Source organism: Streptomyces sp. NPDC034099, assembly GCF_055575415.1.
In genome coordinates this window covers 287,685-308,074 of record NZ_JBVISR010000002.1, presented here as the reverse complement: position 1 = coordinate 308,074, position 20,390 = coordinate 287,685, and the positions used below count along the sequence as shown (strand labels likewise).

The following is a 20,390-nucleotide window of genomic DNA, read 5'->3' as shown; positions in this document are numbered from 1 at the left end:
TAGTACGGAACTACGGCGTCCGCACCCCGACCCGCTCCCAGGCCTTGCGGACCGCCTCCAGCTCGTCCGCGTCGCCGTAGCGCTCCCGGGCGGCCTTGAGCGTCAGCGTCGCGAAGTCCGCGAACAGGGCGTCCTCGGCCAGCTCGCCGCCGGTCAGCACGTCGTACCAGATCTGCCCGGCCCGCTCCCAGGCGTGCCCGCCGAGGGCGGTGGCGAGGAGGTAGAAGGCGTGGTTGGGGATGCCGGAGTTGATGTGCACGCCGCCGTTGTCGCGGCCGGTGCGCACGAAGCCGTCCATCGTCGCGGGCTGCGGGTCCTTGCCGAGCACGTCGTCGTCGTAGGCCGTGCCCGGTGCCTTCATGGAGCGCAGCGCCTCGCCCGTGACGCGGGGGGCGAGCAGCCCGGCGCCGATCAGCCAGTCGGCCTCGGCGGCGGTCTGGCCCAGCGAGTACTGCTTGATGAGGGAGCCGAAGACGTCCGACACCGACTCGTTGAGGGCGCCGGGCTGGCCGTAGTAGGTCAGGTTGGCGGTGTGCTGGGTGACGCCGTGGGTCAGCTCGTGGCCGATCACGTCCAGGGCGATGGTGAAGTCGAGGAAGATCTCGCCGTCCCCGTCGCCGAAGACCATCTGCTCGCCGTTCCAGAACGCGTTGTTGTACTCGCGGTCGTAGTGCACGGTCGCGTCCAGTGGCAGGCCCTGGCCGTCGATGGAGTTGCGCCGGTAGACCTTGAGGTAGTGCTCGAAGGTGGCGCCCAGGCCCGCGTAGGCGCGGTTCACGGTGGCGTCCTGGCCGGGGTCCTCGCCCTCGCCGCGCACCTGGCGGCCCGGCAGGTCGGTGCCGTGCCGGGCGTCGTAGACCGTGCGCTGCGGCTTCTCGGGCTCGGCGCCCGCGCGCGGCGCAACGGAGGGGGCGCCGATGACCGTGGTCAGGCCGCGGCGGGTGCGTTCGAGGGCGTCGCGCTGGAGGGTGCGGCGGGCCGGACCGGCGAGCACCGGGTCCGCGTTCCGGGCGAGCCGGTCGAGGACGTGGGGCGGCACGATGGTGCAGAAGACGGGCTGGAAGCCCCCGTATGTCGTCATGTCCGGCACTTTCGCACTGTGTGACCGCACTGTCACCACCCGCGACCACGATGGGTGCAAACCGGCGCCAAGCTGTCCCCACGGCCGGGCCGGGAGTGGTATACGGCACTTTTTGTCCCGGTTATCCCCTCGGTCCCGCATACTGATACGGACCCGCGTGACCCGCGTGACTCGGCTATGGTGCTGGGCATCATGCGATTCGGGCTGCTTCTCCTTAGCTGCCGCGGCGAGGGCCTGTAGAGGCCGACTCCCTCCCCGCGGAGCTTGGTGGTGCCGTCGGCCGTCCTTCCGGACACGCGGACGACGCGGACACCGCCGAGATCCGCGGACATCACGAGGAGCCCACGCCATCATGGCCAACCGCCAGCAGCCCAGCCCCATGCCGACCGCCAAGTACCGCGGCTACGAGCAGGTCGACCTCGCCGACCGCACCTGGCCGGACCAGCGGATCACCACCGCTCCCCGCTGGCTCTCCACCGACCTGCGCGACGGCAACCAGGCACTGATCGACCCCATGTCGCCGGTCCGCAAGCGCGCCATGTTCGATCTGCTGGTCAAGATGGGCTACAAGGAGATCGAGGTCGGCTTCCCGGCCTCCGGCCAGACCGACTTCGACTTCGTACGGTCCATCATCGAGGACCCGGACGCCATCCCGGACGACGTCACCATCTCCGTACTGACCCAGGCCCGCGAGGACCTGATCGAGCGCACGGTGGAGTCCCTGAAGGGCGCCAAGCGGGCCACCGTCCACCTGTACAACGCGACCGCCCCCGTCTTCCGCCGGGTCGTCTTCCGCGGCTCGAAGGACGACATCAAGCAGATCGCGGTCGACGGCACCCGCCTGGTCATGGAGTACGCCGAGAAACTGCTGGGCCCCGAGACGGAGTTCGGCTACCAGTACTCGCCGGAGATCTTCACCGACACCGAGCTGGACTTCGCCCTGGAGGTCTGCGAGGCGGTGATGGACACCTATCAGCCCGGTCCCGGCCGCGAGATCATCCTCAACCTGCCCGCCACCGTGGAGCGTTCCACGCCGTCCACGCACGCCGACCGCTTCGAGTGGATGGGCCGCCACCTGTCCCGCCGCGAGTACGTCTGCCTGTCCGTCCACCCGCACAACGACCGCGGTACGGCGGTCGCGGCGGCCGAGCTGGCGGTCATGGCCGGCGCGGACCGCGTCGAGGGCTGCCTGTTCGGGCAGGGCGAGCGCACCGGCAACGTCGACCTGGTCACCCTGGGCATGAACCTGTTCTCCCAGGGCGTCGACCCGCAGATCGACTTCTCCGACATTGACGAGATCCGTCGTACGTGGGAGTACTGCAACCAGATGGAGGTCCACCCGCGCCACCCGTACGTGGGCGACCTGGTCTACACGTCCTTCTCCGGCTCCCACCAGGACGCCATCAAGAAGGGCTTCGACGCCATGGAGGCCGACGCGGCCGCCAAGGGCGTCACCGTCGACGACATCGAGTGGGCGGTCCCCTACCTGCCGATCGACCCCAAGGACGTCGGCCGGTCCTACGAGGCGGTCATCCGCGTCAACTCGCAGTCCGGCAAGGGCGGCATCGCCTACGTCCTGAAGAACGACCACAGCCTGGACCTGCCGCGCCGCATGCAGATCGAGTTCTCGAAGCTCATCCAGGCCAAGACCGACGCCGAGGGCGGCGAGATCACGCCGACCGCGATCTGGGACGTCTTCCAGGACGAGTACCTGCCCAACCCGGACAACCCCTGGGGGCGCATCCAGGTGGCCAACGGGCAGACCACGACCGACCGCGACGGCGTCGACACCCTCACCGTCGAGGCCACGGTCGACGGCACGGAGACCACCCTGGTCGGCACCGGCAACGGCCCGATCTCGGCGTTCTTCCACGCGCTGCAGGGCGTGGGCATCGACGTACGGCTGCTGGACTACCAGGAGCACACGATGAGCGAGGGCGCCTCCGCGCAGGCCGCCTCCTACATCGAGTGCGCCATCGGCGACAAGGTGCTGTGGGGCATCGGAATCGACGCGAACACCACGCGCGCCTCGCTGAAGGCCATCGTCTCCGCCGTCAACCGCGCGGCTCGCTGACCAGCCGAATCAGCGGTTTGAGGTCCCGCCCGCCGGAAACCGGTGGGCGGGACCCCGTCATATACCGGCCATATATCTGTGATGGTCACGGAAAGGTCTCGTCCTGGGTACTGACTCCACGTCGGTGATGTGGCTAACATCACGCCAGCGCGACGATGCTGTCGCGCCGTTATGGAGGTGCGACGTGCTGCCTGGACAGGGACGAACCAGCCGAGCTGCCCGGCTGCCACGCATCCTGGGCACCCGCACCGCGTGGACGCCCGTGGGCGACGGCGAGTTCTTCTGTCCCGGCTGCGGCGGCGACCGCAACTACACGCGGCTCACCGGCCGTCGGCGCTTCACCCTGCTCGGCGTGCCCGTGCTGCCCCGCGGCGAGTCCGCGCCTACCGTCGAGTGCGCGGCCTGCCGCCGCCACTACGGCACCGACGTCCTCGACCACCCGACCACCACCCGTTTCTCCGCGATGCTCCGCGACGCCGTCCACACCGTCGCCCTCGCGGTCCTGACCGCGGGCGGCACCTGCTCCCGCACCTCGCTGGAGACCGCGACCGTCGCGGTGCGCGCGGCCGGCTTCGAGGACTGCACCGAGGACCAGCTGAACGCGCTCGTCGAGGCGCTGGAGGCGGACACCGGCCGGGTCCGCGGCGAACCCTGCGTGCCGGGCCTGGCGATAGAACTGCACGAGGCGCTGGACCCGCTGGCACCGCACCTCGCCGCCGTCGGACGCGAGTCGATCCTGCTGCAGGGCGCCCGCATCGCCCTGGCCGACGGCCCCTACACCCCCGCCGAGCGCGACGCCCTGGCCACCGTCGGCGCGGCCCTGACCCTCTGCTCCGACGACGTGACCCGCCTCCTGGAGTCCGCGGGCACGCCCTCCTAGTCCGGCGCGAGGTCCAGCCGCATGATCTGGCGGTGCATGCCCGGGCCGAAGTAGTCCGGACGCAGTCCGCCGTCGGGTTCCTCGGGGCGGAAGCCCAGGGAGCGGTAGAGGAAGATGGCGGCGAGGTTGGCGGGTTCCACGGTGAGGCGGACCAGCTGGATGCCGTCCCGGCGCAACCGGCTCAGCACCTCCCGCATCAGCTCCCGGCCCAGCCCGTGGCGGCGCCGGTCCTGGGTCACGCACAGCCCGAGTATCCAGCTGTCCGCGCCGAGCGTCCGGGTGGCCGCCAGCACGTAACCGCGCAGCCGGCCCGTGCCGTCGTCGAGGACCAGGAAGTGCTCCTCGTACATGTCGAAGAGCTGGCGCAGCAGGAAACCGGGATAGGCGAAGTCCTGGAAGACCTCCTCGTCCAGCCGCCGCAGCTCCGGCAGGTCGGACTCCCGTGCCGTGCGCAGGTCCAGTGGCAGGTCGTCCGGCGGCAGGCCGGGGCGGGTGAGCTGGTCGTGGTGGTCGAGGGAACGTTCCAGCGGTTCGGCGGTCATGCAACCCCCTGGTCAGACTGCGTCAACTCGTGGACACCCGCCCCGCTCACGATCGAGTGACGGACTCATGTGGCGGCCGGTGTCGGCTTCTGGCTAGAGTGAGCGTCCAACTTCCCTCATGCAAGGGCGAGTTCGAGTGTGCGACCATGCGCCCGACGTGCGCCGGGCGGATGAGGATGGCGTATTCACCCACTGTTGCGTAGTGGCCGTGTCACTTACCGTGAACGGTAGTGGGGGTTTGTCCAAAATCGAATGGAACGTGGCAGGGTGACTATGGATCGCAACGCCGACGCGCCTTGGTCGAAGTTCGATCCAGAGGTGTACGTCGACAACAACTACCGGACACCCCTCGAAGTGGACCTGCTGATCGTCCGGTTGATGCGCGACTACTTCACCCGCTGCTTCGAGGGAGCCCCCCCGCGCTCCGCGCGCGGCATCGACGTCGGCGCCGGGGCGAACCTGTACCCCGCCCTGTCCATGCTGCCCTGGTGCGAGGAGCTGCTCCTGCTGGAGTACGCCCACCCGAACGTCGAGTACCTGGAGAAGCAGGTCGCCCCGGCCGGGTACGACATCGCCTGGGACCCCTTCTGGGACGTGCTGCGAGAGGTTCCCGCCTACGCCGCCGTCGAGCCGAGACCGCGGGTCAGCGAGATCGTCGGCGTGGAGCGCGGCAACCTGTTCGACCTGGAGGGCGGGGACCGGCGCTGGACGCTGGGGACCATGTTCTTCGTCGCCGACTCCATGTCCGAGGCGTCCGAGGAGTTCCACCGGGGCGTGCGCTGCTTCATGAACGCGCTCGGCGAGGGAGCGCCGTTCGCCGCCGCCTTCATGAAGGAGTCCGTCGGCTACCGCGTCGGCGCACACGACTACCCGGCCTACCGGGTGAACGAGGAAACCGTCCGACTGAGCCTGGAGCCGTTCACCGCGGAGCTGGAGATCCACGATCTGCACCACTCGGTGCGGCCGGGGCACGAGGGAATGCTCCTCGCCCTGGGACGGCGCAATTCGGCGATTGCCGCCCCGTAGGAACGGGGACATGCTCAACGGGGACCATCGCAACGGGGACATGCCGAACACAGGGCAACGAGGTCTGTACGAGGGGTGCGGGGATGCAGATCAAGCCACGCCAGCACCTGCTGGACATCTGGCAGGCCATGGCCCGTCATTCGTTCGACGACGGCAAGCTCGTCCGGGGGGACACCGACGGACTGAGCAGCGTCGCGGACGCCGAACGCCTGCTGTGCCTGCTGTATCCGGCCACCGAGGTCCCCGCCTTCCGGCTCGACCAGCCGGACACCACCGAACGTGACGTCCTGCGCGCCCTGGAACGGGTGGGCAGCCGGCTGGAGATCCCGCCCAACCTGATCGCCGCGCTGACCCAGTTCATGCGCACCCACACCGGCACGGACGACAGCCCCACCTTCTCCGGCGGCCACTACTTCCGCCCCTCCGAGCCCGACGGCACGGTCAGCCACGAACAGCGCCAGCTGGGCGTGGTCGACTCCTACTCCATGTCCGTCACGCTCTGCCTGGCCACCCTCGGCTTCCTCAAGGTCTACGAGGGCACCACCACCCGGCCCGAGGTCCTGAAGGCGATCGCCGAGCTGCGGGAGGCCACCAACGCCCGGCTGACCTCCGCGATGGTCAGCCTGCTGCGGTCCTTCTCCGTGAACGTCTTCGACTCCGAGTCGGAACAGGGCAAGCGGCTGATCCAGGTCATCGGCCAGGGCGGACAGTCCGACCGGATCGTCCTCCAGCAGTTCTCCCGCCGCTTACGCCCGCTGCGCGCCACCATCATCGAGAGCCTGTCGAGAGGCATCCAGGTCGACGAGGGCATCCGCGACGAAAGCCAGCTCTTCGAGTGCGGCTGGGCCTGGGGCATCGTCAAGGACGCCCCGAAGATCACCGACCTGACCGTCGACGTCCCGGGCCAGCCCGACGGCATCGCCGACCGGCTGCCCTACGTGTACTTCACCGTCGTCGCCCTCGACGGCATCCAGGACCTGTTCTCCGACCGCACCCTCACCCTCGGCCTGCTCGACGAGGACCAGCAGAAACTCGCCGAGATGCTGCGCCTGCGCTGGGAGCTGAGCCAGCAGTACTGGTCCGCGATCGCCCGTTTCGGCGGCGAGCGTTGGCCCCTGGAGGACCTGCCCTGGCAGACCACCGGACTGCGCCTGGAGTCCGAGTACTTCTCCCTGACCGTCGCGGCCATCCTCGTCCACGACCTGGTCCGCCGGAAGGCGACCGACGACGACCTCACGCGCACCGTCGCCATCATGGAGCGCCTCGCCGACCGGGGCCGGGTCACCAGCCGCATGACCAAGAGGGACCCGACCCTCCGGCTGCACACCCCCGGCGTCACCATGCCGCTCGCCGGGTCCGAGCGCGCCGGCGGCCAGCTGCTGTGGCGGATGACCGACTTCTCCGCCCAGCTCCTCAAGCGGATCATCCAGCTCGCCGTACTCTCCCGGAACATCGGCGCCCAGGACCGCCTGCTCCGCCTCGCCGAGCAGTCCTTCGAGCACCTGTGGAAGCGGCGCATCGACGAGGACGAGGGCGCCGGCCTCTGGGACAACATCCAGGCCGTCTACCCCGACGCCCAGGACGCCGGACTGCGCATGTCCTGGAGCATCACCGAGCGCGTCACCGAATGCCTGGTCGCCGCCCGCATCCTGTACGAGCAGGAGCCCATCCGCAGCCCCGAACTCGCCGAGCTGGCCCGGGAACTGCTCAGTGAGGCCACCCACCTGTTCGGCCGGGAGCAGCTGGAGGCGTCCGCCGCCGCCGACGGAGCCAGAGCCAGGGCCATGCGGAGCATCGAGAGCCGCCTCGACCACGCCCGCAGCCTGGTCGACGAACGGCCCGCGACCGCCTTCGCGCTGGCCCTGCCCGTGCTCCAGGAACTCGACACCCTGGCCCAGGCCAGGGGCGCCGCCGCCCAGGAGGTGTGAGCGTGCTGGTCTTCGCCGCCTCCGACAAGGGAGGCACGGGACGCTCGGTGACCAGCGCCAACCTGGCCTACCAGCGCGCCCTCACCGGTGACCACGTGGCCTACGTCGACTTCGACTTCGGCTCGCCCACCGCCGCCGCCGTCTTCGACGTGCCCAGCGCCATGCGCGGCACCGAGGAGCGCGGCCTGCACTCCTACCTGGAGGGCGACACCGCGGACCCGGTCCGCATCGACGTCTGGCGGGAGACCGAGCACCCCCTGCTGCGCGCCCGCCCCAACCAGTCCGGCCGCCTGGTGCTGTTCCCCGGCGACGCGGGCGGCGGCGAGTTCGCCACCGGCGAGGAGGCCCTGGAGCGCTGCGTCGACCTGCTGCTCAAGCTCAACGGCGAGTTCGACGTCATCTTCGTCGACCTCAGCGCCGGCCGCAGCTACGCCGTCGACATGGTCCTCGACGCCACCGCCCACCCCCGGATGCGCAACGTCCCCTTCCGCTGGCTGGTCTTCCACCGCTGGACCCGCCAGCACGTGATCGCCGCCTCCGGACTGGTCCACGGCGAGCACGGCATCATCGGCGGCGGCGTCGAACGCGGCCACGACGAGGACACCCTGCGCGCCGCGATCCGTTTCGTGCGGGCCGCCGTACCCGACCCCGAGTCGCCGCTGTGGTCCCAGGGCTCGACCGCCCAGGCCACCTGGATGCAGGCGTGCGACGAGGCGCTGCGCCGGCTCGCCGCCGAACAGCGCATCGGCGACAGCGTCGTCCTCGGCATCGTGCCGCTGGAACCCATCCTCCAGTGGCAGGAGCAGCTGATCACGGAGGAGGACGTCCTCTCCACCCAGATAGCCAACAAGGAGACCCTGGAGGCGCTGGAGGAGATCGCCCGGCGCCTGACGGACGACACCCACTGGGGGCGGCTGTGACGGAGCCCGTGTTCCGCGAGACCGCCGCCGAGCCGCGCACCCAGTCCGTGCCGCTGGCCCACCTCTCCGTGGAGCTGGGCCACCTCTACATGGAGGACTTCGAGGCCGGACCCGAACGGCTGCGCGCGCACTTCGCCGAAGTACGGCCCTGGGTGGAGGCGGCCCGCACCGCCGCCACCGCCCGGGCCGGCGGCAAGCGGGCCCGGATCAGCACCTGCTTCCTCATCGACGACTACTTCACCCGCTTCTCCACCCCCGCCGAGGTCGTCCCCATGCTCCTCGCGGAGGCCGAGCGGGCCGGACTGAGCGTCGACTACCTGGCCCGCGAGTCCGGCTGCGCCGTCACCGGCAAGGTGCCCGTCGCCGAGGCGGTCGCCGCCCGCATCGTGGAGTCGCCGCCGCCCGGCAGCTACGGCCTGCGCCCGCCCGCCGCGCAGACCGGCTGGCTCGCCAACGGCGAGCGCAGTCCCGTCGCCCGCGCCCCGCAGGCCATGAAGCGGGCCGTGGCCTGGCAGCCCCCGCACGAGACCGCGGCCCGCCGGCACTCCGTCTTCCTCGACGTCGAGCTGTGGAGCGACGACGCCGACGGGCAGCGCCTGTGGTCCTGCCCCTTCCTCGCCGCCGTGTGGCAGCTCGCCCGCCTCGGACTCCTGCGCAACGAGGGCGAGGCCGTCCTGGCCCCCCAGCCGCACACCGCCACCGGCTTCCCCGACAAGTGGGACGAGCTGCCCACCCTGCTGAAGCTCAACGAGCGCGCGGACCCCTTCGCCGCCTACCGCACCTGCTCCGTCCTGCCCACCCGGTTCCTCCCCGTCGAGCACGCCGTCCGCGTGATCCTCGACCAGATCGAGGTCGAACCGGGTGCACTGGCACAGGTCGCCGACCGCTCCGGGAAGGAACGCATGCCCGTCCCCGACTCGGTCGCCGACCGCATCTCCTACGTGTACTACTCGGGGCCCTGACATGGCGCCGCGGCAGAGCACCCCGCCCGCCGTCCTCGCCTGCGGCGAGATCCGCACCTGCCTGCTGCCCGCCCGGCAGGCCCTCGACATCCGTTCCGCCGCCCAGCTCCTCGGCCTGCGCGCCGACGAACGCGTACTGCTCTCCGAGCGCCCCGGCCTCTACGCGCGTTCCCCCGAGACCCTCACCGGCGTCGACTGCCCCCTGCCCAGCGCCAACGGCGCCCGCGTCCGCGCCGTCGGCACCGTCACCGCGCACGCCGCGCTCACCGAGGGCCGCGTCCTGCAGACCTCCGCGCACTGCCGCCTGCCCGGCACCGGACCCGACCAGCGGCGGCCCTGGGGCGAGTATCTGGTGCGGCCCGGAGTCGTCGAGCCGCTCGGCAGGCTGCCGCACGAGGCGGTCGCGCAGGGCGTCCTCGGCGGCCCGCGCCACGGTGACCTCGACGTCGGACTCATCGCCGACGGCCTGCTCACCCGGGTGCTGCGCCACCCCCTGCTCGACCAGCGCCCGCCCTTCCGCTCCCGCCCCACCCGGCTGCGCTGGGCGGCCCTGCCCGCGGCCCCGGGCGAAGGTCCCTCGCTGGAACGGTTCACCCTCGCCGAGGACGAGCTGCGCACCGTGCGCCTGCGCGTGCCCGAGGGCACCACGGGCGCCGAACTGGCCGCGCTCTGCGACGACCTGGCCCTGCACGACTGGCTGCTCACCACCGTCGTCCGCATGCTCGACGGCCTCCGCCTCGGCGCCGGAGCCGCCCACGACGCCGGTGCCGTGGTGCGGACGCTGCGCCCGGCCGTCGACCACCTGCTCCACCTGTGGATGCCCGGCGCCCGGGTCGGCCGCGAACTGGCCGCGCTGTGGGACCCGTTGGAGGAGCGCCCCGGCTTCACCCGGCAGTGGCAGGCCCTGGTGCAGCGCATCCGCGACCAGCTGACCCTGCACGCCATTCCCGCAGCCCACCGGGAGGTGGAACCGGCTCCCTGACCGAGCCCGCCGTCCGGCACGCGCAGCACCGCACGCCGGTCACCGCACGCACATCCCCGCACGATCCGACGCGTATCCCAACGGGGGGAGAGAGCGAGATGAGCACGGCACAGTCACCCCGACCCGACGGCACGCCCCGCACGACCAACCCGATCGACCCGAGGGGGGAGTCCCCCTGGGCCCGCACGCTGCTGGTCGCCCTCGTCGTCGGCGGCCTGTTCTGGAGCGTCGCGGCCATCCTCGACCCGGACAACGGCACCCTGAGGCAGTTCGTGGCCGCCGTGCTCTGCGCCGCCGCCGCGCTCGCCGTCCAGTACGTCCTCGGCCTGGCCCCGCGTCCCGGACCCAACCGGCTGGAGGAGCACACCCGGCGGGTGGAGGACGCCCTGGCCGAGAACACCGCCGCCGTACGCGACGGTCTCAGCCGGTACGACACCGAGCTGAAGTCGGGGCTGACCCGGCACACCGAGGACGTCAAGCAGCTGGTCGAGACGCACGTCACCCAGGTCGACCACCGGTCCGCCGAGGCCGCGCGCCCGCTGGACCCGGTCCGCATCGACAGCGTGCCGGACCTGGCCAAGGGCTTCGCCGACGTCCTGCTGCCCAGCCCCTCCATCCTGCACACCTTCGTCCATCTGGAGATGTCCCGGGTGGTCGGCCACATGGCGGACCTCACCAACCTGAGCGCCGAGTGCCCCGGCGAGAACCACGACTGGATGCTCACCCTCACCAAGGCCGCCGAGCAGTCCATCCTCGCCACCAGCACCTCCGTCGACCGGGAGTTCTGGACCAGCGAGCCCGCCGGCCGCTACCTCGACGCCCAGCAGGCGGCCATCGACGAACAGGGCGTCGCGGTACGCCGCCTGTTCCTGCTGGAGAGCGCCCGCGAACTCGACGACCGGCTGCTGCGGCTGTGCGAGGAGCAGGAGCTGCGCCGCATCGACGTCCGTGTGGCGGTCCTGCCCGAACTGCCCCCGCACCTCCAGCGCGGCACCACCAACGACTTCATCCTCTACGACGAGGAGGTGTCGTTCGAGATCGAGCAGGACCTGCGCGACGTCAACGTCCGCACCCGGCTCACCGCGCGCCAGGACTACGTACGGGACCGGCTCAAGCGCTTCAGGGAACTCTGGGACGCGGGCATGGGCCTGCGTGAACTGGAGGTGCGCGTCGACGACGAGGAGGACGGCAACTGGATGGTCGACCGGGGCTGACCACCGCCGTACTCCCCGGGGAGTAACGGCGGCCCCGCGTCTCCCCGGGCAGTAGCCCGGGGCTCGCCCTCACGCCCGACGCGTCGCCGCCCCGCCGGCGGAAGTCTGGAGACCCACCCAGACATCCACCGGAGGGAGGCCCGTCAGATGGGGGCCACTACGACAGGCGCGGGGCGGCGGCGGGCCGTGCCCTGGCTGGTGCTCGGACTGTGGATCGCCGTGCTGGCGATCGCCTCGCCGTTCGCGGCGAAACTCGGGGACGTGCAGCGCGACCGCGCCGTCGACTACCTGCCGGCGAGCGCCGACTCGACGCAGGTCGCCAAGATCCAGGAGCGGCTGCCGGGCGGCGAGGCCACCGAGATGGTCCTCGTCTACCACCGCGACGCCGGGCTGACCGCCGCCGACCGCAGGACCGCCGCCGAGCAGGTCGCCGAGATCGCCCGTGCGCACGAACTCACCGGGCGCCCGACGGGCATCCCGTCCAAGGACGGCACCACCCTCATGTACCCGGTGGCCTCCAACGAACCCGGCACGGACGAGAAGGCCCGCGACGCACTCGTCAACGAGGTGCGGGACGTCGCGGAGGGCGGAGACGGACTCGGCGTCGAGGTCGGCGGCGAGGGCGCGCTCGCCACCGACGCCTCCGAGGTCTACAACTCCCTCGACGGCCCGCTGCTCTACACCACCGCCGCGGTGGTCGCCCTCCTCCTGATCCTCATCTACCGCAGTCCCTTCCTGTGGCTCGTCCCGCTCGCCGTCGCCGGAATGGCCGACTACCTCTCCATGGGCGTCGCCTACGGCCTCAACCAGATGTTCGGCACCGCCGTCTCCGGCCAGTCCAGCGGCATCATGACCATCCTCGTCTTCGGCGTCGGCACCGACTACGCGCTGCTGCTGGTCTCGCGCTACCGCGAGGAACTGCGCCGCGTGGAGCGGCCGTACGACGCCATGCTCGCCGCCCTGCGCGGCTGCGGCCCCGCCGTGCTCGCCTCCTCCGGCACCGTCGCCGCCGGGCTCCTGTGCCTGCTCACCGCCGACCTCAACTCCAGCCGGGGCATGGGCCCGCTCGGCACCGTCGGCGTGCTGTGCGCGCTGGCCGCCATGCTGACCCTGCTCCCCGCGGTCCTCGTCCTGCTCGGCCGCCGCGTCTTCTGGCCGCTGGTGCCCCGCTACGGCAGCACCCCCAAGGCCCGCAGGTCGCTGTTCTCCGCGATGGGCAGCTCCGCCGAACGGCGGCCCCGCACCGTCCTGGCGGGCGGCGCCGTCCTGCTCGGCGCGCTCGCGCTGGGCGCCTTCGCCCTGCCCGGCAGCATCAAGCAGGAGGACTCCTTCACCACCCGCCCCGAGGCGATCGCCGCGATGGAGACGCTCGCCGACGCCTTCCCCGAGTCCGGCACCCAGCCGATCACCGTCATCAGCCCCACCGACCGCGCCGACGCCGCGCTCACCGAGATCCGCGCCACCGACGGCGTCGAGAGCGCCGAGGCCGGCCGCAGCGGCGGAGGCTGGACCGAGCTGACGGTCCTGGCCTCCACCCCGCCCCAGTCCGCCGCCGAGACCGCCACCATCGCGGAGCTGCGCGACAAGCTCGACGGCTCCCACGTCGGCGGCCCCAGCGCCCAGCAGATCGACCTGGAGGACACCAACGCCCGGGACACCGCCATCGTCGTACCGATCGTGCTGCTCTCGGTCCTGCTGATCCTCACGGTGCTGCTGCGCTCGCTGGTCGCGCCGCTGATCCTGGTGGCCGCCGTCGTCGCCGTGTGGGGCGCGGCCCTCGGCATCGGCGGGCTCGTCTTCGGCCCCCTCTTCGGCTTCGAGGGCACCGACCCCGGGCTCGGCCTGCTGTCCTTCGTCTTCCTGGTCGCCCTCGGCGTCGACTACGGCATCTTCCTGATGCACCGGATGCGCGAGGAGGCCCTGAGCGGCGCCGGACCCACCGAGGCCGCCCTCTCCGCGCTGCGCACCACCGGCGGCGTCATCGCCTCGGCCGGACTGGTCCTCGCGGCCACCTTCGCCGTGCTCACCAGCATGCCGATGGTGCAGCTGGTCGAGCTGGGCTTCGTCATCGCGGTCGGCGTCCTGCTCGACACCTTCCTCGTCCGCACCTACCTGGTCACCAGCGCGAGCGTCGCGCTGCGGCGCCGGGTGTGGTGGCCGGGGCGGCTGTCCCGGGAGCCGGAGGGAGCGGCGCCGACGGGAGAGCGCGAACCCGTCGGTGTCTGAACCGCCGAACAACCGGAGTGCACCCCTCCCCTCCCGGAGGGGCGCACCCGCCACGGAGGATGGACGCGTGCAGCCGACCACGACGACAGCGACGACGCCCGGGCGGACCGCCCGGACCCGCAGGGGCGAGCGGATCATCGCCGCGATCAACCGCGACCCGCTCACCGCCCCCCACGGCACCCGCAACGACGCCGTGCTCGCGGGAGTCCTCCTCCTCGGGGCCGTCTGCCTGGCGCTGTTCACCGACGAGGGCCGCCGCCCGGACGCCCTGGGCTGGACGCTGCTGGTCGCCGCGCACGTCCCGATCGTGTGGCGGCGGCGCCATCCGCTGCTGGTGCTGGCGGTGCTGTTCGCCGTGGTCGGGCCGTACCACGCGATGGAGAACAACCACACCGCGGTGGGTCCCGCCTCCTACGTGGCGCTGTACACGCTGGCCGTCACCGGCCGCCCCCTGCGCACCATCGTGACCGGCACCGTGGTCCTCACCGCGTCGGTGAGCGTCATGCTCACCGTCAACACCCACCAGGCCATCGAGCTGATCCGGATCTCGGGCTGGGTCATCGCCGTCCTCTTCTGCGGCATCGACGTCCGCTACTACCGCCAGTACGTCGCCTCCATCGTGGAGCGCGCCGAGCGCGCCGAACGCACCCGCGAGGAGGAGGCCCGGCGCCGCGTCGCCGAGGAACGCCTGCGCGTCGCCCGGGACCTGCACGACCTGCTGGCGCACAGCATCACCCTCATCGGCGTGCAGACCTCGGTCGCCGCCCACGTGCTGACCGCCGACCCCGAGCGCCTGGACCGGACGGCCGTCGCCAAGGCCCTCGACGACATCGCCGAGACCTGCCGCTCCGCGCGCGGCGAACTGCGCACCACCCTCGAAGTGCTCAGGGCCCAGGACACCACCGGCGTCCCCGACGCCCGCGGCCCGCTGCCCGGCCTGCACGGCCTGTCCGACCTGGCGGAGAGCGCCCGGCTCGCCGGAGCGCGGGTGGACCTGTCGGTGGCCTCCGGCGACGTCCCGCCCGCGGTCGGTGCCGCCGTCTACCGCATCACGCAGGAGGCGCTGACCAACGCCGTACGGCACGCGGGGCCGAAGCCGTCCGTGCGCGTCGAGGTGCGCGCCGGGCCGGGCGTCCTGCGCCTGTCCGTCACCGACGACGGCACCGGACCCGACCCGGCCGGTACCCCCGGCTTCGGTCTCGTCGGCATGCGGGAGCGGGCCCGCAGCGTGGGTGGGACACTCGACGCCGGACCGCGGCAGGACGCCGCCGGCTTCGAGGTGACGGCGGTCCTGCCGACCCCCGCCACACCCCTGACGACGACCACGACGATCACCTCGGAGAGAGCCGGATGACGATACGCGTGCTGCTGGCGGACGACCAGAACCTCGTCCGCGCGGCGTTCGCCCTGCTGGTGGCGTCGGCCCCCGACATGGAGGTCGTCGGTGAGGCCGGCACCGGCCGCGAGGCCGTGCAACTGGCCCGCGCCTCACGCGCCGACCTCGTCGTCATGGACGTCCGCATGCCCGACCTGGACGGCATCGAGGCGACCCGGCTGATCGCCGCCGACGAGGACCTGGCGGGCGTGAAGGTGCTGGTCCTCACCACCTACGACACCGACGAGAACATCGTGGAGGCACTGCGCGCGGGCGCCTCCGGATTCCTGGTCAAGGACACCAAGCCCGCCGAACTCCTGGACGCCATCCGCACGGTGACGGCGGGCGACGCCCTCCTCTCACCCGGCCCGACGGCCCGCCTGATCGAACGCTTCCTGCGCAGCCCCTCCGTCCTCCACCCGCCCGGATCCGGCCCCGACTGCCTTTCGGACCGGGAACGCCAGGTCCTCACCCTGGTGGCCCGGGGCCTGACCAACACGGAGATCGCCGAGGCCCTGGGCCTGAGCCCGCTCACCGCGAAGACCCACGTCAGCCGCATCATGGGCAAGCTGGAGGCGAGGGACCGGGCCCAACTGGTCATCGTGGCGTACGAGTCGGGCCTGGTCACGCCGGGCGCGGATCAGCCGCAGTAGACGTCCCGGCCCGGCCGCTGCCCGGTCGCCAGGAACCGGGAGACCGTGGCGTCCCCGCAGGCGTTGCCGTTGGCCAGGTAGGCGTCGTGCCCGGTGGAGTCCACGGTCACCATGACCGCGCGCCGGCCGAGGGCTTCCCGCATCCGCAGCGCGCCGGAGTGCGGGGTGTTGACGTCCCGCTCGTTCTGGACGAGCAGCACGTTGGACGGCCCCCGGTCGGTGATCCGCACCGGCGCCTCGCGCGGCGGGTACGGCCAGGCCGCGCAGAGCATCGCGTTGCGGGGCATCCCGGCGGTGAGCGGATACTTGGCGCGGCTCTCGGCGACGTCCTTCGCGTACCCGGCCGGGTCCGTGGGCCAGGCCACGTCGTTGCAGAGCACCCCGGCGCCCACGGCCGCGACGTTCTGCAGCACCGCCTCGGGCGGCGCCTGCGGCGCGGGCGGCACGGTGCCCTCGGCCGCGGCCCGCATCAGCCTGGCGAGCGTCGGGTAGCGGCTGGGGGCGGCGAAGCTGTCCAGCATGGTCTGGCGCAGCACGTTGCCGTTCAGCTCCTCGGGATTGGCGCCGGGCCACGGGATGGGCTCGCGGTCCAGCCGGGCGGCGAGGCTCAGGAACATCGGCCGTACGTCGGCGGCCCGGTCCGCCACGCGGTCGGGATTGCCGGGCTCCGACGCCCACGCGGCGAAGTGCGGGAAGGTGTCCTCGACCCCCTGCTCGTGCGCCGCGAGCCAGGCGCGGTTGACGCGGGCCGGGACGGGGTTGTCGACGCTGTCCAGCACGAACCGGTCGGTGCGGTGCGGGAACAACTGGGCGTACACCGCCCCGACATACGTCCCGTACGACACGCCCCACGCGGAGATCCGCCGCTCGCCCAGCGCGGCCCGGAGGCGGTCGATGTCGCGGGCCTCGTTGGCGGTGCTGAGGTGCTTGATCAGCTCACCGCCGTTGCGCGCACAGGCGTCGGCCATGCGCCGGGCGGTGGTCATGTTCCCGTCCACCGAGCCGTCGGGGGCGGGCCAGGGCCGGAGCTTGGAGGTGGCGAGGTCGCCGTACTCCAGCCCGCAGCTGACCGGAGTGGACGGCGCGAGCCCGCGCGGGGCGAACCCGATGAGGTCGTGGGTGTCGCGGACGTCCTGGGGGATCTTCTGCCCCTTCCCCGAGGGGTCGTTCAGGCTCGACCCGCCCGGCCCGCCGGCGATGAGCAGCAGGGCCCCGCGCCGGGCGTCCGGCTTCTCGGCGGGGATGCGGGAGACGGCCATCTCGATGCGGGGGCCGTCGGGGTCGGCGTAGTCCATCGGCACGTCGAGGGTGGCGCACTCCTGCCGGGGGTCGAGACCGGCGCCCTCGCAGGCGGACCAGGTGAGGACTTCGGGTGCACTCCCGCCCGCCGCGGAGGCGGTCACCGGAGCGGTGACGCCGAGGAGGGCGGTGGACACGCCGACGATGGCGGCGTTGCGGATGCTTCTGCTTCGCTTGCGCTGCGTCATGGGAGGAGCCTCGCGGAAGCCCTGGGGCCGTCACATCCGGGCAACAACCCGATATTTACGGGGGGTTACCCCCTAGGGAGCGCCGCGCGGGCTAGGGGAGGGTCACGTTGCTCTCGAAGTTGAGCCAGGCGAGGGAGGCGATGGTGCTCATCGAGGGGCACAGCTCCCGCAGCTTGGCCGAGTCGGTCTTGGGCGGCGTGGAGCCCATGCCGTAGCAGCCGAGCTTGCGGACGGTGTTCACCGCCTTCACCACCTGCCTCGCGGAGTCCTCGACGTCGGTGTACTGACCGTCGGGGAAGTCCCGCTCGATGCTCTCGGCCATGGCACCGGCGAGCTCTCCGGCAGCGGTGAGGTCCGCTCCGCACCCGGGGTCGTCCCAGGCGACGTGGCTGCACATCGGGGAGCTGCTCATGCCGTAGGCGACCCGGTAGGCCGGCATCAGCTCCGCCGGGGTCGCGGGCTTGTCGGAGGAGGCGGCCGCCGACGGCTGGGCCGAATCCGCCTGGGCGGAGGAAGCGGCCCGGGTCGGTTTCCGGTCGTCGGCCGCCTGCCCGTCATCGCCGCCGCAGGCGGACAGCGTCAGGACCGTCGCGACGGCTGCGGACAGGGCGAGGGCGGATCGGCGCGTGAACATGGGGTTCACTCAAGCGCCGGACCAGTTGTTCAGACACCCGGTTCGCAGGACTGAACAACGGTGCGGACGAACTCCGTCCAGGCCGCCGACCCGACGACGATCACGGGACCGTCGGTCACCTTGCTGTCCCGGAGGGGTATAACGCCGGGGACACCGTGGGCGACTTCGAGGCAGTTGCCGCCGTCGCCGTTGCTGTACGTGCTCTTGCGCCAGCGGGCGTCGCTCAGGTCGTACTCGCGCATCGTCTGAATTCCTCAGCCGCCGATCGGACCAGGGCGAGGGACGCCTCCGGCGACAGTGCGGCGCCCCTGATCAGATCGTAGGCTCGGCGGGCACGGTGCACCACCGCCGGATCGTCCAACAGGCTTCCGGAAAACGATGTCTCTGTATAGGCGGTCGGTGGGGCGTCCACGAACTCCATGAGCCGCAGGGAGCCGCTGTTGGCCGGGGCTCCCGCGGAGAAGGGGAGGACTTGGAGCAGTACCTTGCGTTCGGCAGCCAGCACGCTCATGTGTTCCAGCGTCTGCGCCGTCACTTCAGGACCACCGACAGGCACGTGGAGCACGGTCTCGTGCACCACCGCCCAATACACGGGGCGTGTAGCGTCGTCGAGGATGCGTGACCGTTCCATGCGGGCCGCAACCCTGTCCTCGATGAACTCGTCGGCCGCGAACGGATGTGTCGCCAGGGTCAGAGCCCTGGCATAGGCGGGTGTCTGGAGGAGCCCGGGAATCACGGTCGGTTCGAAGTCGCAGACCGTCGATGCCAGCCGCTCCAGCTCGACCACCCCGGCGAAGTAATCCGCATACCGCGGATCATCAATCAGCTTCCTGCACAGGCGCTCGAAAATACCGTCGGTTTGCAGCGCCTCGTCGATCCGCTGGGCCACGTCCAACTGTGGTTTCCGAATTGCCTGTTCGAACTGGCCGATGTAGCCCCCGGAGACGAATACCCGCGCGCCCAGCTCCACTTGGGTGATTCCGGCGTCCTCTCGCCGACGTTTCAGTTCCGTTCCGAAGAACTCCCACGCGGCCTGCCGTGAACCATTGGCCATGACCAACCCCCCTGCGCTGACCCGCACTTGTAGTGCACGTACTCCTGCCGAGTGTAGGCACGTCGCGGCATTCTGGGGACACGAAGAGTGAAACCGTAAAGGGAAGGGAACGCCATGGAAGCACGGCACTCGGCGCTCTGCGTCGAAGGAGCGGAGGACACGGTGAAAGAATTGCGCGCGGCGCTCGCGGAGGCAGGAATTACTCTGCCCTCACTCGGGCTCGACCCGGTGAGTCTTGCGCGGGAGGCACCGTGCCCACTGGTCGAATTGGGCCGGTGTTCCGTGGAGACCGCGCGGCGCCTCGCGGCGGTACTGCGATGACGACGACGCCGCCCGTCGGGGTCTACGCCGTGGACACCCGCAGTGGACGGGTCGGTGTCGTCATGGGGCACGAGGGGCCGTACGTGCAGATGCGGCCGTACGGCGGCGGGCGGGAGTGGGACGCCGAGCCGGGTGACGTACGCCACGCCACCCCGTCCGAGCGGCTCAGCGCGGCGACGGCGTACACCAACGCCCGGAGCCGTGGCGAGGTCCCTTGAAGCATGCGCGAGAATGGGCGGCATGAGTCTGTTCCGCGACGACGGCATCGTGCTGCGCACCCAGAAGCTGGGTGAGGCGGACCGGATCATCACCCTGCTCACGCGCGGTCACGGGCGCGTACGCGCCGTGGCGCGCGGGGTGCGGCGCACGAAGTCGAAGTTCGGCGCCCGGCTGGAGCCGTTCTCGCACGTGGACGTGCAGTTCTTCTCGAAGGGCAGCGAGCTGGTCGGGCGCGGACTGCCGCTGTGCACGCAGAGCGAGACGATCGCTCCCTACGGTGGCGGGATCGTCACCGACTACGCTCGGTACACCGCCGGGACCGCCATGCTGGAGACGGCCGAGCGGTTCACCGACCACGAGGGCGAGCCGGCGGTGCAGCAGTACCTGCTGCTGGTCGGCGCGCTCAGGACCCTCGCCCGGGGCGAGCACGCGCCGAACCTGGTGCTCGACGCGTTCCTGCTGCGCTCGCTGGCCGTGAACGGGTACGCCCCGACCTTCGGGGACTGCGCGAAGTGCGGCCTGCCCGGTCCGAACCGGTTCTTCTCGGTCGGCTCGGGCGGTTCCGTCTGCGTCGACTGCCGGGTGCCCGGCAGCGTCGTACCCTCGCCGCAGGCCCTGGAACTGCTCGGGGCGCTGCTGGCAGGGGACTGGGGGACGGCGGACGCGTGCGAGCCGCGGTACGTCCGGGAGGGGAGCGGGCTGGTGTCCGCGTACCTGCACTGGCACCTGGAGCGCGGTCTGCGCTCCCTGCGCTACGTCGAGAAGTCCTAGCAAGACAGCAAGACAGCAAGAACTGCACGAGGAGACGAGAG

20 protein-coding genes are annotated in these 20,390 nt (G+C 71.6%); 14 read left to right on the top strand and 6 right to left on the bottom strand.

Translation table 11 applies throughout. The features are described 5' to 3' along the window. Nucleotides 1-10 precede the first annotated feature (10 nt). Nucleotides 11-1,081 (bottom strand): M4 family metallopeptidase, encoded by a 1,071-nt coding sequence (locus ACZ56V_RS06455; RefSeq protein ID WP_467377984.1) that lies wholly within the window; start codon nt 1,079-1,081, stop codon nt 11-13. Between the two features lie 352 nt (nt 1,082-1,433). On the opposite strand from ACZ56V_RS06455, the gene leuA reads away from it, so the two are divergent. Both leuA and ACZ56V_RS06445 read left to right on the top strand, forming a co-directional pair. Further along, nucleotides 1,434-3,155: a 2-isopropylmalate synthase gene (gene leuA, locus ACZ56V_RS06450; protein ID WP_467377982.1), complete on the top strand. Its 1,722-nt coding sequence runs from the start codon at nt 1,434-1,436 to the stop codon at nt 3,153-3,155. Between the two features lie 184 nt (nt 3,156-3,339). Continuing rightward, nucleotides 3,340-4,035: a TerB family tellurite resistance protein gene (locus ACZ56V_RS06445; protein WP_398911019.1), complete on the top strand. Its 696-nt coding sequence runs from the start codon at nt 3,340-3,342 to the stop codon at nt 4,033-4,035. On the opposite strand, the gene ACZ56V_RS06440 is transcribed toward ACZ56V_RS06445, so the two are convergent. Continuing rightward, the gene (locus ACZ56V_RS06440) at nt 4,032-4,577 is read right to left on the bottom strand and encodes a GNAT family N-acetyltransferase (RefSeq protein WP_468939786.1); all 546 of its coding nucleotides are present in this window, start codon (nt 4,575-4,577) and stop codon (nt 4,032-4,034) included. The two genes, ACZ56V_RS06445 and ACZ56V_RS06440, sit on opposite strands and share 4 nt — an antisense overlap. 252 nt (nt 4,578-4,829) lie before the next feature. Here ACZ56V_RS06440 and ACZ56V_RS06435 point away from each other — a divergent pair, with 252 nt between their 5' ends. The 9 genes from ACZ56V_RS06435 to ACZ56V_RS06395 all read left to right on the top strand — a co-directional run bounded on the left by ACZ56V_RS06435 (nt 4,830) and on the right by ACZ56V_RS06395 (nt 15,863). Beyond that, nucleotides 4,830-5,603 (top strand): SCO2525 family SAM-dependent methyltransferase, encoded by a 774-nt coding sequence (locus tag ACZ56V_RS06435; RefSeq protein ID WP_468939783.1) that lies wholly within the window; start codon nt 4,830-4,832, stop codon nt 5,601-5,603. A gap of 83 nt (nt 5,604-5,686) precedes the next feature. Further along, on the top strand, nt 5,687-7,531 hold the full coding sequence (locus ACZ56V_RS06430) for an SCO2524 family protein (protein ID WP_467377978.1): 1,845 nt from the start codon (nt 5,687-5,689) through the stop codon (nt 7,529-7,531). A gap of 2 nt (nt 7,532-7,533) precedes the next feature. Beyond that, the gene (locus ACZ56V_RS06425; RefSeq protein WP_468940450.1) at nt 7,534-8,451 is read left to right on the top strand and encodes an SCO2523 family variant P-loop protein; all 918 of its coding nucleotides are present in this window, start codon (nt 7,534-7,536) and stop codon (nt 8,449-8,451) included. After that, on the top strand, nt 8,448-9,413 hold the full coding sequence (locus tag ACZ56V_RS06420) for an SCO2522 family protein (RefSeq protein WP_356359886.1): 966 nt from the start codon (nt 8,448-8,450) through the stop codon (nt 9,411-9,413). The genes ACZ56V_RS06425 and ACZ56V_RS06420 overlap by 4 nt, the downstream gene beginning before the upstream one ends. 1 nt (nt 9,414) lies before the next feature. Continuing rightward, complete coding sequence (locus tag ACZ56V_RS06415; RefSeq protein WP_467377976.1) at nt 9,415-10,395, top strand: SCO2521 family protein; 981 nt, start codon at nt 9,415-9,417, stop codon at nt 10,393-10,395. A 98-nt stretch (nt 10,396-10,493) separates the two neighbouring features. Next, complete coding sequence (locus ACZ56V_RS06410; protein ID WP_468939779.1) at nt 10,494-11,609, top strand: hypothetical protein; 1,116 nt, start codon at nt 10,494-10,496, stop codon at nt 11,607-11,609. Nucleotides 11,610-11,756: 147 nt separating this feature from the next. Next, nucleotides 11,757-13,835, top strand: a complete 2,079-nt coding sequence (locus ACZ56V_RS06405) for an MMPL family transporter (protein WP_468939777.1) — start codon at nt 11,757-11,759, stop codon at nt 13,833-13,835. A gap of 67 nt (nt 13,836-13,902) precedes the next feature. Continuing rightward, on the top strand, nt 13,903-15,189 hold the full coding sequence (locus ACZ56V_RS06400) for a sensor histidine kinase (RefSeq protein ID WP_398911032.1): 1,287 nt from the start codon (nt 13,903-13,905) through the stop codon (nt 15,187-15,189). Further along, nucleotides 15,186-15,863, top strand: coding sequence for a response regulator transcription factor (locus ACZ56V_RS06395; RefSeq protein WP_467377970.1), 678 nt, complete (start codon nt 15,186-15,188; stop codon nt 15,861-15,863). The genes ACZ56V_RS06400 and ACZ56V_RS06395 overlap by 4 nt, the downstream gene beginning before the upstream one ends. On the opposite strand, the gene ACZ56V_RS06390 is transcribed toward ACZ56V_RS06395, so the two are convergent. From ACZ56V_RS06390 to ACZ56V_RS06375, 4 genes are all read right to left on the bottom strand, one after another. Beyond that, nucleotides 15,851-17,350, bottom strand: coding sequence for an alpha/beta hydrolase (locus tag ACZ56V_RS06390; protein WP_468939772.1), 1,500 nt, complete (start codon nt 17,348-17,350; stop codon nt 15,851-15,853). The genes ACZ56V_RS06395 and ACZ56V_RS06390 overlap by 13 nt on opposite strands. Before the next feature lie 91 nt (nt 17,351-17,441). Continuing rightward, a complete protein-coding gene (locus ACZ56V_RS06385) occupies nt 17,442-17,984 on the bottom strand; it encodes a hypothetical protein (protein ID WP_468939769.1) in 543 nt (180 codons plus the stop codon). A gap of 29 nt (nt 17,985-18,013) precedes the next feature. Continuing rightward, on the bottom strand, nt 18,014-18,226 hold the full coding sequence (locus ACZ56V_RS06380) for a DUF397 domain-containing protein (RefSeq protein ID WP_468939766.1): 213 nt from the start codon (nt 18,224-18,226) through the stop codon (nt 18,014-18,016). Then, a complete protein-coding gene (locus tag ACZ56V_RS06375; RefSeq protein WP_468939764.1) occupies nt 18,208-19,038 on the bottom strand; it encodes a helix-turn-helix domain-containing protein in 831 nt (276 codons plus the stop codon). Before ACZ56V_RS06375 ends, ACZ56V_RS06380 begins: the two co-directional genes overlap by 19 nt. Nucleotides 19,039-19,152: 114 nt before the next feature. On the opposite strand from ACZ56V_RS06375, the gene ACZ56V_RS06370 reads away from it, so the two are divergent. Genes ACZ56V_RS06370 through recO form a run of 3 tightly spaced genes read left to right on the top strand, consistent with a single transcriptional unit; the run spans nt 19,153 to nt 20,349 of the window. After that, nucleotides 19,153-19,359: a hypothetical protein gene (locus ACZ56V_RS06370; protein WP_061444852.1), complete on the top strand. Its 207-nt coding sequence runs from the start codon at nt 19,153-19,155 to the stop codon at nt 19,357-19,359. Further along, nucleotides 19,356-19,577 (top strand): hypothetical protein, encoded by a 222-nt coding sequence (locus tag ACZ56V_RS06365; protein WP_104632944.1) that lies wholly within the window; start codon nt 19,356-19,358, stop codon nt 19,575-19,577. Before ACZ56V_RS06370 ends, ACZ56V_RS06365 begins: the two co-directional genes overlap by 4 nt. Nucleotides 19,578-19,599: 22 nt before the next feature. After that, a complete protein-coding gene (recO, locus tag ACZ56V_RS06360; RefSeq protein ID WP_398911043.1) occupies nt 19,600-20,349 on the top strand; it encodes a DNA repair protein RecO in 750 nt (249 codons plus the stop codon). The last annotated feature ends 41 nt before the right edge of the window (nt 20,350-20,390 follow it).